Here is an 8,612-nt window from a genome sequence, read left to right as displayed (position 1 = left end):
TGGTGACGAAGGTGCCGCGCTGGCCGATCGACAAGTTCGACGACGTGGACTTCGAGCTCGGCACGGCGATGAAGTCCACCGGCGAGGCGATGTCGATCGGCCGGAACTTCGAGGAGAGCCTCCTGAAGTCGCTCCGGTCGTCCGAGTACGACCCGGCCGTCGACTGGGCCGCGGTCGACGACGAGACCCTCGAAATCGACTACCTCGAACGCCCGACCCCCGACCGCCCGTACGCGATCTTCGAGGCGTTCGACCGCGGCTACACGGTCGCGGACATCGAGGAGCTGACCGGGATCAAGCCGTGGTACCTCGAACGGTTCAAGCGCGTCAGCGACTCGGCGCAGGCCGCGCAGAACGGCGAGTTCACGCAGGCGGCCACCGCGGGCCACACGAACGCGGAGATCGCCGCCCTCGCCGGCGGCGAGGTCGACGTGGGGACGGTCGAGGAGGACGTCCCCGGTCGCTCGTACAAGCAGGTCGACACCTGCGCCGGCGAGTTCGCCGCCGAGACGCCCTACTACTACTCCGCCCGTCAGTCGGAGTTCGAGCGGGGGCCGCTGAAGGGCGACGCCGCGGCGGGCGAGCTCGTCGTCGACAAGGGCGTCGACAGCGTGGTCGTCGTCGGCGGCGGGCCGATCCGGATCGGCCAGGGCGTCGAGTTCGACTACTGCTCGGTGCACGCGATCCAGGCGCTCCGGGAGCTCGGCATCGAGGCGCACGTCGTCAACAACAACCCGGAGACCGTCTCGACCGACTACGACACGTCCGACGGGCTGTTCTTCGACCCGATCACCGCCGAGGAGGTCGCCGACGTGGCCGAGGCGACCGGCGCCGACGGCGTGATGGTCCAGTTCGGCGGGCAGACGTCGGTGAACATCGGCGAACCGCTCGAAGCGGAGCTCGAACGCCGCGGGCTCGACTGCTCGATCCTGGGGACGAGCGTCGAGGCGATGGACCTCGCCGAGGATCGGGACCGGTTCAACGTCCTGATGGACGAGATGGGGATCGCCCAGCCCGAGGGCGGCACCGCGACGAGCGAGGAGGAGTCGCTGGCGCTCGCCCACGACATCGGTTATCCCGTCCTCGTACGCCCGTCCTACGTCCTCGGCGGCCGCGCGATGCGGGTCGTCGAGAGCGACGCGGAGCTGGAGGAGTACATCGAGGAGGCGGTCCGGGTCTCGCCCGACAAGCCGATCCTGATCGACCAGTTCCTCGACGACGCTGTCGAACTGGACGTGGACGCCGTCGCCGACGGCGAGGACGTGCTGCTCGGCGGCGTGATGGAGCACGTCGAGAGCGCGGGCGTCCACTCGGGCGACTCCGCGTGTATGATCCCGCCGCGCTCGCTCGACGACGAGACGATGGCGCGGGTGCGCGAGGTCACCGAGGACATCGCCCGCGCGCTCGACACGGTCGGCCTGCTCAACGTCCAGCTCGCGGTGACCGGCGTCGGCGACGACGTCGATAGCGAGGTGTACGTGTTGGAGGCGAACCCGCGCTCCTCGCGGACGGTCCCGTTCGTCTCGAAGGCGACGGGCGTCCCCATCGCCAAGCTCGCGGCGAAGGTGATGACGAACGACCTGTCGCTCGCCGACCTCGACGCCGACGAGCAGATCCCGGAGCACCGCAGCGTGAAGGAGGTCGTCCTCCCGTTCGACCGCCTGCCGGGCTCGGACCCGCGGCTCGGTCCGGAGATGAAGTCGACCGGCGAGGTGATGGGCACCGCCCGGTCGTTCGGCAAGGCGTACGACAAGGCGCAGGACGCCACCGGCAAGCCGATCCCGGAGTCCGGCACCGCCGTCGTCGACCTCTCGGCCGAGGAGTTCCCGGACCCCGACACCGAAGAGGGCGAGGCGCTGGTCGAGGGGTACGCCGAGCACTTCGATCTGAGCGAGGCGACGGACCTGATCGAGGCCGCGAAGCGCGGCGAGCTCGACCTCATCGTCTCCCGGCAGCGCGACCTGCTGGAGGTCGCCGTCGAGGAGGAGATCACCTACTTCTCGACGTACGCCTCCGCGACGGCGGCGCTGGAAGCCCTCGACCACGCGAACGACGACCTCGACGTGATGGCCGTCTCCGACCGGCCGAAGCGCGTCGAGGAGTGGGGCGCGAGCGAGCCCTGAGCCCGAGCGCGACTACCCGTCCCCCCGGAGGGCAACGCACAAGCCGCCCGCTCCCGTCGGAGCGGGTGTGAACGTCGACATCCTGCTGTACGACGGTTTCGACGAGCTGGACGGGATCGGCCCCTACGAGGTGTTCGACTACGCGATGGAGTACGCGAACGAGAGCGGCGGCTCCGCCGACCGCGTCCGGTACGTGACCCTGGACGAGCGCGACTCGGTGACCGCGAGCCACGGGACGCGCGTCGGCGTCGACGGGACTCTGCCGGAGCCGGACGCCGCCGACGTCCCCGACCTGCTCGTCGTCCCGGGCGGCGGCTGGAACGCCCGCGACGAGACGGCGAGCGCGTGGGCGGAGGCGAAGAAGGGGGACGTGCCCCGCGCGCTCGCGGCCCACCACGAGGCGGGCACGCGGATCGCCTCGGTGTGTACCGGGTCGATGCTGCTCGCCGAGGCCGGCGTCACCGACGGTCGACGCGCCGTCACCCACGCGGACGCGATCGACGAGCTTCGCGAGTCGGGCGCCGAGGTCGTGGACGCGCGCGTCGTCGACGACGGCGACCTGCTCTCCGCGGGCGGCGTGACCTCCGGGCTCGACCTGGCGCTGTACCTCGTCGAGCGGGAGTTCGGGACGGCCGTGGCCGACCGCGTCGCGACCGTCATCGAGTACGAGCGACGCGCCGCGGTCGCGGGCGAGGGCTGGCGCGGGAGCGGGAGCGCCTGACCGCGGTCAGTCGTCGCCGTCGTCCGGCAGCGGGGCGTCGGCCTCGCCGTCGCCGGTCCCGTTGGTCGTCGTCTCGCCGTCGGCCTCGACCGTGATCACGGTGCAGTCGAGCTCGCTGCGGAGGAACGCGTCGATGTCGGGGTCGGAGAGGAGCTTCTGAACCATCCGGCGCCAGCGGCCCGCCTGCTTCGAGCCGATGACGACGACGTCGGCCTTCTCTGCGACGATCTCTTCGAGGATGGTCTCCTCGACGAGGAACCCCCGCCGAACGACGTAGCGGGCGCGGTCCAGCCGACCGATCCGCTTCTCGACGGCGCGCTTGAGGTCGCTTCGGGAGACGCCGCCGGAGTTCTGATAGAGGTCCACGTGGAGGATCGTGAGGTCGGCGCCGCGCTCCTCCGCGACGCGGACGGCCTCCCGGAGCGTCGCCTCGGAGTGGGAGGACGGCGGGAACCGGACCGGGACCACGACGAGAGTCATGTCGGAACGGTTACGCGGGAGGCATAAATACGCTGTCGGTGCGAGCGACCGGACCGAGAGTCGAGTCCGCGGGACTGCAGACCGGAGCGTCTGCGACCGCCGTAGACCGGAGCGTCCGCGACCGTCGCGGACCGCCCCGGACCGGGCGGCGACGGCGACGGGCCGTCTCGAACGCCCGCCGTCACACCTCGTCGCGGTCGGTGTAGGTGTACCGGCGGCCGACGGTGCCGGCGTCGGTGAACACGAAGAAGTCGGCGAAGCCGAAGCCGACTCGGTCGCCGTCTTGGAGGCCGCTGAACGTTCCCCTGACCGCGACGGTGTCGCCCTCGGCGGTCATCGAGTGGACCTCGTGCAAGCCCTCGGTGAGCGGCCGACCGTCGAGGTAGAACTCCCGCAGCGCGTCTTTCCCCTCGATGTCGCCCTGACCGGGACGCTCGTAGACGACGTCGTCGTCGAAGATCGCGAACACGGACTCGTACGCCTCCGCGTCGATGGACTCGTAGTACGACCGAACGGTGGCCGGATCCGCGTTCCCCATGGGCCCCGTTCGGTACATCGTATCAAATAGGCTGTGATTCGGTGCGAGCGAGGGCGTGCGTGCCCCGCCGCGCGCGATTCCCGAGTCCCCGTTCGCGTCGCTCACGGGAACGAGCGCGAACGGCGATTCTATTCACTCGGTGGACGAGTCGATTATTTACCGCACTATTTTCAGGCCTCTCGACCACCCCCGGGGTATGGGTGAGCGATCCGGTGCGTCGCCCCACAGCGGCGTGTTCGATGTCGCGGACTCCGGAATCACGTCCGACCAGTCACTCATCGAGCCGTTCGACCGAGACCTCTGGCTCGATCGACTGGCCCGCCACGTCGGGTTCGGCCGGCTCTCACGGCGTCTCCCGGGCGACATTCCGCCTTCCTACCTGTTCGCCGTTATCCTGGTCGGCAGTATCGTTCCGACGATCAACGCCTACGCCTACCTCGCGGGCGATCCCGTCGTCTACGTCCAGAACCCGCTGTTCGTCCTCCAGCCGCTCGCTATCGTCGGCGGGGTGTTCGGTGCCCGCGCCCTCCGGCGGCGCTATCACAGAGTCGCCCAAGAGATGAACCTCGAAGAGCGAGCCGAGGACCCCGAGCCGCTGCTCAACGTCGTCCCGAGTTGGTTACCGTGGGTCCTCTTCGCCGCGGCGCTGCTCCAGATCGCGGCGCGCGTCTGGGCGCTCGGCGGCTTCGGGGCCATCTACCGAGACGGCGGGCTGACCATGGTCGTCGGGTGGGGGATACTGAACCCGCTCTGGTCCGTGCTCGCGGTTCAGTTCGTCGCCGTGTACATCGGTATCGAGATCGTCGCCCCGTGGCGGTTATACAAGTCGGACATCGGAGTGGATTTCCTCGATCCGGAGGGCCTCGGGGGGCTCCGCCCGATCGGCGAACTCGTCAAACACGCGTACTACTACATGGTCGCCGGGCTGATCGCGTTCGCACTCGTCGTCTACGGACCGGTCGTTTCGGCGGCGAGCTGGGGCCCGACGGCGACGACAAGCGTCGTGTTCACCGTGATCTGGCTCGGGACCGTCGCCACGGTGGCGTTCGCCGTGTTCGTCCTGCACCAGTTCATGCGCGAAGAGAAGCGCCGCGAGCTGCACCGCCTCGATCAGCTGTTCCGGGAGACCGTCGACAACCCGTGGGACATCAAACGCTACGACGTCGACGACGAGAAACGGGACTCCGTCGAGAAGTTACAGCAACGGATCGAGACGGTGAGCGCCACGCGCGAGTACCCGGCGACGTTCAGCATCTGGTCGCAGCTCCTGATCAGTATCGTCCTCCCGAAGGCCGTTCAGCTGGCACTGGCGGCGATTTAGCCCCCGGCACGGCGATTTGCCGGGCGAATTACGTGTTCCGTATCAGCACGCGGCTCGCTGCGCGCACCTTCAGAGTTCTCGCTTGCGCCGCTCACGAGAACACGGGACAGAACGATCGACGGTCGACTGTGATTCGACCGGAAAGAAAGTCCGCCCTCCCCGAATTGAACTCGTCGAGACAGTCCGGGCCTGCGGCTCGCTTCGCTCGCCGTTCCGGGCTGTGACTCGTCTGCTCAATCCGGGTCAGTTGTCCCTCACTGATAGCAACCGTTCGCTGTCGCTCACGGGTGCTGAGGTTCAGTCCGCCCTCCCCGAATTGAACGGGGGACAAGTCGATCTACAGTCGACTGCTCTACCAGGCTGAGCTAAGGGCGGTTACCGTATGCTAGCCGCCGGATTCGACTTAAGAGTTCCCTTTCAACACAGGTGTGATCCGCCGTACCGCGGGGGCCTCGAGCTCGTGATCGGACCCCAAGGCATCGCCCGCCGCGCGCGGTTTTTAAGTCGCTCGCGGCGGGACCGGAGGTATGGCCGACGGCGACGACCGACAGGCGACGTTCGGGTCGGACGGGAGTCTGGAGACCGACACGACGCCGGAGGCGACCGGCGAGAACGACTTCGGCGAGCCCAAGGAGCCGAACGAGACCGACGGTGGGTACAGCCGCTACGCCGTCTCCAGCCTACTCCAGAAGGCCGTGCGCCGCTCCGACGAGGAGGTCGCCGCGTGGGCCGCCTGGGAGCTGGCGCGCTCCGGTTACGCGTGGAACCTCTGGGACCGCCTGACGCTGTACGTCGTCGAGGACCTCCGCGCCGGCAGCGACGTCGCCCTGACGATCGAGCGCTACGAGGAGCTGGCGACCGAGCGCTGGGAGCCCGCCGAGTGGAAGGGCCGCCTCTGCGCGATCCACGCCGCGCTGGCCGCGGCTCGCGCGCGGTCGACCCGCGAGAGCCCCAACGCCGACGAGTACTTCCGGGCCGTCGCCGACCGCCGCGCCGAGGCCCGCGAGCGCGGCGAGGAGCCCGCCCACGACTTTCCCGTCGGCGAGCTCGAGCCCGGCGGCGAGTTCGACGCGATCTTCGACGGCCACACCGGCGAGGGGTCGAAGCTGGGGCGCGGGACGCGCTTCTTCAAGACGCGCGGCGCCCGCGTCGGCCCGGAGGGCGAGGGCGAGCACAGCGCCCGGTGGCAGCGCCTCGCGATGCTGCTCGACGACGAGCGCGACTACTCCGCCGCCGAGCTCGATCGCGCCATCGAGCCCGTCGACCCCGACGACCCGTGGCGCGAGCCCGAGACGATCGGCGGTGACGAGAGCGGAAACGGCGTCGACCGGGACGGGGAAGAGAGAGGCGAGACCGACCGAACCGACGAGGGCGACGAGGACGGCCAACGCGATGACGCCGCCGACCCGGACGGGTCGCTGTCAGACTTCTCCTCGTAGCGGTCGGCGAACTCGACGGCGACTCCCGTCGCGTCGATCGCGGCGAACGAGAGCTACCGCACCTCGGTCGCCGCTTCCGCCAACGCTTATCAGGTCGCGGCCGGAACGGCGACCATGGCAGACGTAGCTATCGTCGGCGGCGGACCGGCCGGACTCAGCGCGGGACTGTTCGCCGGCAAGAACGGGCTCGACGCGGTCCTGTTCGACACCGACAAGACCTGGATGCACAAGGCGCACCTGTTCAACTACCCCGGGATCGGCTCGGTCGGCGGCAGCGAGTTCCTCGCGACCCTCCGACAGCAGGCCGACGACTTCGGCGTCGACCGGAAGCAGGGCGAGGCGGTCACCGGCGTCGCCGAGTCGAGCGACGGGTTCGCGGTGACGACCGAGGAGGACGAGTACGAGGCCGACTACCTCGTCCTCGCGACGGGCGCGAGCCGCGACCTCGCCGAGTCGCTCGGCTGCGAGTTCGACGGCGACCTCGTCGACGTCGGCGTCTCGATGGAGACCAGCGTCGACGGCGCCTACGCGACGGGCGCGATGGTCCGCGCCGAGGAGTGGCAGGCGGTCATCTCGGCCGGCGACGGCGCCGCCGCGGCCCTCAACGTCCTCTCGAAGGAGAAGGGCGAGCACTACCACGACTTCGACGTCCCCGACACCGCGACCTCGGTGTTCGGCGGCCTGATCGACGACGAGTAACTTTCCTTTCCTCACCCCGCCCCGGCTCGCAATCGAGGGCTCTTTGACTCGCTCAGTCGTCGGCCGCCGCGTCGACGACGCCGGCGTCGGTCGGGTTCGCCCCACCGTAGCGCTCGACGAACTCGTCGAGCCGATCCGGATCGTCGGCGCCAGGGAGCCGCTCCGTCGCGGTCTCGCAGGCGGCCTCGACGCCGAGGCGCTCGCAGACGCGATCGCTCGTCACCTCGGCCATCTCCCGGTAGGTCGTCAGCTTCCCGCCGACCACGGTGTGGAGGTTCGAGACGCCCTCGTCGGCGTGGTCGATCACGGTGAATCCCCGGGAGATACCTCGTCGGTTCGAACCGGTCTCGTCTGGCGCGTACAGGGGGCGGACGCCCCACCACGTCCGGACCGTCGGCGCGTCGGCGACGTCGGGGAGCATCGCCGCGCACTCCTCGACCGAACGCTCCACCTCCCAGTCGGCCTGCTCGTACTCGTCCGGGTCGTCGACCGGGACGCTCGTCGTCCCGAGCACCGCCTCCCCCTCGTGAGGGACGACGATGTCGCCGTCGTCGGGGTCGCGGCACCGGTTCAACACCGGGTCGAGCCCGTCGTACTCGACGGAGATCATCACGCCCCGGCTCGGCGCCATCCCCACTTCGACGCCGGCGAGGTCGGCGATCCGGTCGGCCCACGCGCCGGTCGCGTTGACGACGTGGTCCGGTTCGAGGGTGACGTCGACGTCGCCGCCGACACGCACGGCCGAGACCGCGCCGTCGGCCGTTTCGATGGCCTCCACGGGCGCGTCAGTGTGGACGGTGGCGCCGTGTCGCTCGGCGTCGGCGGCGTTGGCGGCGACCAGCCACGAGGGGTAGATCACTCCGTCGGGGACGCGGAACGCCTCGACGACGTCGTCCGAGAGCCCGGGGACGACCGCCTGCGCCTCGTCGGCGTCGAGCCGCTCGGTCTCGATGCCGATCTCCTCGCAGGCGGCGACCTTCTCCGCGAAGTAGTCCGGGTCGTCGCCGGAGAGGCGGACGAACAGCCCGCCGGTCTCGCGGACGCACGCGCCGGCGATCTCCCGAAGCGTGCGGTTCTCGCGGAGGCACTCCTCGGCGCCGGGCGCGTCGGCCTCGGCGTAGCGGGCGCCGCTGTGGAGCAGGCCGTGCGAGCGACCGGAGGTCCCGCCGGCGAGCCCGCCGCGGTCGACGAGCGTCACGTCGACGCCGCGGAGCGCCAGGTCGCGGGCGACGCCGGCCCCGGTCGCGCCGCCGCCGATCACGAGGACGGTCGGGTCGTCGCTCACGGTCGG

8 protein-coding genes and 1 tRNA gene are annotated in these 8,612 nt (G+C 70.1%); 5 read left to right on the top strand and 4 right to left on the bottom strand.

All coding sequences use genetic code 11. The features are described 5' to 3' along the window. On the top strand, positions 1 to 2,123 hold a 2,123-nt coding region (gene carB, locus SD626R_RS07190; protein ID WP_092565163.1), incomplete at its 5' end, for a carbamoyl-phosphate synthase large subunit. A gap of 67 nt (positions 2,124 to 2,190) precedes the next feature. Next, positions 2,191 to 2,844 (top strand): DJ-1/PfpI family protein, encoded by a 654-nt coding sequence (locus SD626R_RS07185; RefSeq protein WP_092565161.1) that lies wholly within the window; start codon positions 2,191 to 2,193, stop codon positions 2,842 to 2,844. Between the two features lie 6 nt (positions 2,845 to 2,850). Here SD626R_RS07185 and SD626R_RS07180 read toward each other — a convergent pair whose 3' ends face one another. Together SD626R_RS07180 and SD626R_RS07175 are read right to left on the bottom strand one after the other, a co-directional pair. Continuing rightward, positions 2,851 to 3,324, bottom strand: a complete 474-nt coding sequence (locus SD626R_RS07180) for a universal stress protein (protein ID WP_092565159.1) — start codon at positions 3,322 to 3,324, stop codon at positions 2,851 to 2,853. 181 nt (positions 3,325 to 3,505) lie between these two features. Then, positions 3,506 to 3,862: a nuclear transport factor 2 family protein gene (locus SD626R_RS07175; RefSeq protein ID WP_092565157.1), complete on the bottom strand. Its 357-nt coding sequence runs from the start codon at positions 3,860 to 3,862 to the stop codon at positions 3,506 to 3,508. A gap of 196 nt (positions 3,863 to 4,058) precedes the next feature. Here SD626R_RS07175 and SD626R_RS07170 point away from each other — a divergent pair, with 196 nt between their 5' ends. Further along, on the top strand, positions 4,059 to 5,183 hold the full coding sequence (locus tag SD626R_RS07170) for a hypothetical protein (RefSeq protein ID WP_092565156.1): 1,125 nt from the start codon (positions 4,059 to 4,061) through the stop codon (positions 5,181 to 5,183). Between the two features lie 301 nt (positions 5,184 to 5,484). Here SD626R_RS07170 and SD626R_RS07165 read toward each other — a convergent pair. Beyond that, a tRNA-Tyr gene (locus SD626R_RS07165) sits at positions 5,485 to 5,558 on the bottom strand. 152 nt (positions 5,559 to 5,710) lie between these two features. Between SD626R_RS07165 and SD626R_RS07160 the strand changes: the two genes are divergently transcribed. Both SD626R_RS07160 and SD626R_RS07155 read left to right on the top strand, forming a co-directional pair. After that, a complete protein-coding gene (locus tag SD626R_RS07160) occupies positions 5,711 to 6,622 on the top strand; it encodes a hypothetical protein (RefSeq protein ID WP_092565154.1) in 912 nt (303 codons plus the stop codon). Positions 6,623 to 6,736: 114 nt separating this feature from the next. Beyond that, positions 6,737 to 7,321, top strand: a complete 585-nt coding sequence (locus tag SD626R_RS07155) for an NAD(P)/FAD-dependent oxidoreductase (protein WP_092565152.1) — start codon at positions 6,737 to 6,739, stop codon at positions 7,319 to 7,321. A 52-nt stretch (positions 7,322 to 7,373) separates the two neighbouring features. On the opposite strand, the gene SD626R_RS07150 is transcribed toward SD626R_RS07155, so the two are convergent. After that, positions 7,374 to 8,606 carry an FAD-dependent oxidoreductase gene (locus tag SD626R_RS07150; RefSeq protein WP_092565150.1) on the bottom strand — a complete coding sequence of 411 codons (1,233 nt, stop codon included), beginning with the start codon at positions 8,604 to 8,606 and terminating at the stop codon, positions 7,374 to 7,376. Positions 8,607 to 8,612: the final 6 nt, after the last annotated feature.

Origin of the sequence: Halorubrum sp. SD626R (assembly GCF_001261915.1) — an archaeon.
In the GTDB taxonomy this organism is placed as follows: Archaea; Halobacteriota; Halobacteria; order Halobacteriales; family Haloferacaceae; genus Halorubrum.
The sequence above is the reverse complement of the archived record's forward strand: the minus strand, read 5'-3'. Positions and strand labels throughout refer to the sequence as shown.

Bases quoted from the DNA above. Each gene is read 5' to 3' on its own strand.
- SD626R_RS07180 (WP_092565159.1), bottom strand. From the start codon at position 3,324: ATGACTCTCGTCGTGGTCCCGGTCCGGTTCCCGCCGTCCTCCCACTCC.
- SD626R_RS07175 (WP_092565157.1), bottom strand. From the start codon at position 3,862: ATGGGGAACGCGGATCCGGCCACCGTTCGGTCGTACTACGAGTCCATC.
- SD626R_RS07170 (WP_092565156.1), top strand. From the start codon at position 4,059: ATGGGTGAGCGATCCGGTGCGTCGCCCCACAGCGGCGTGTTCGATGTC.
- SD626R_RS07160 (WP_092565154.1), top strand. From the start codon at position 5,711: ATGGCCGACGGCGACGACCGACAGGCGACGTTCGGGTCGGACGGGAGT.
- SD626R_RS07155 (WP_092565152.1), top strand. From the start codon at position 6,737: ATGGCAGACGTAGCTATCGTCGGCGGCGGACCGGCCGGACTCAGCGCG.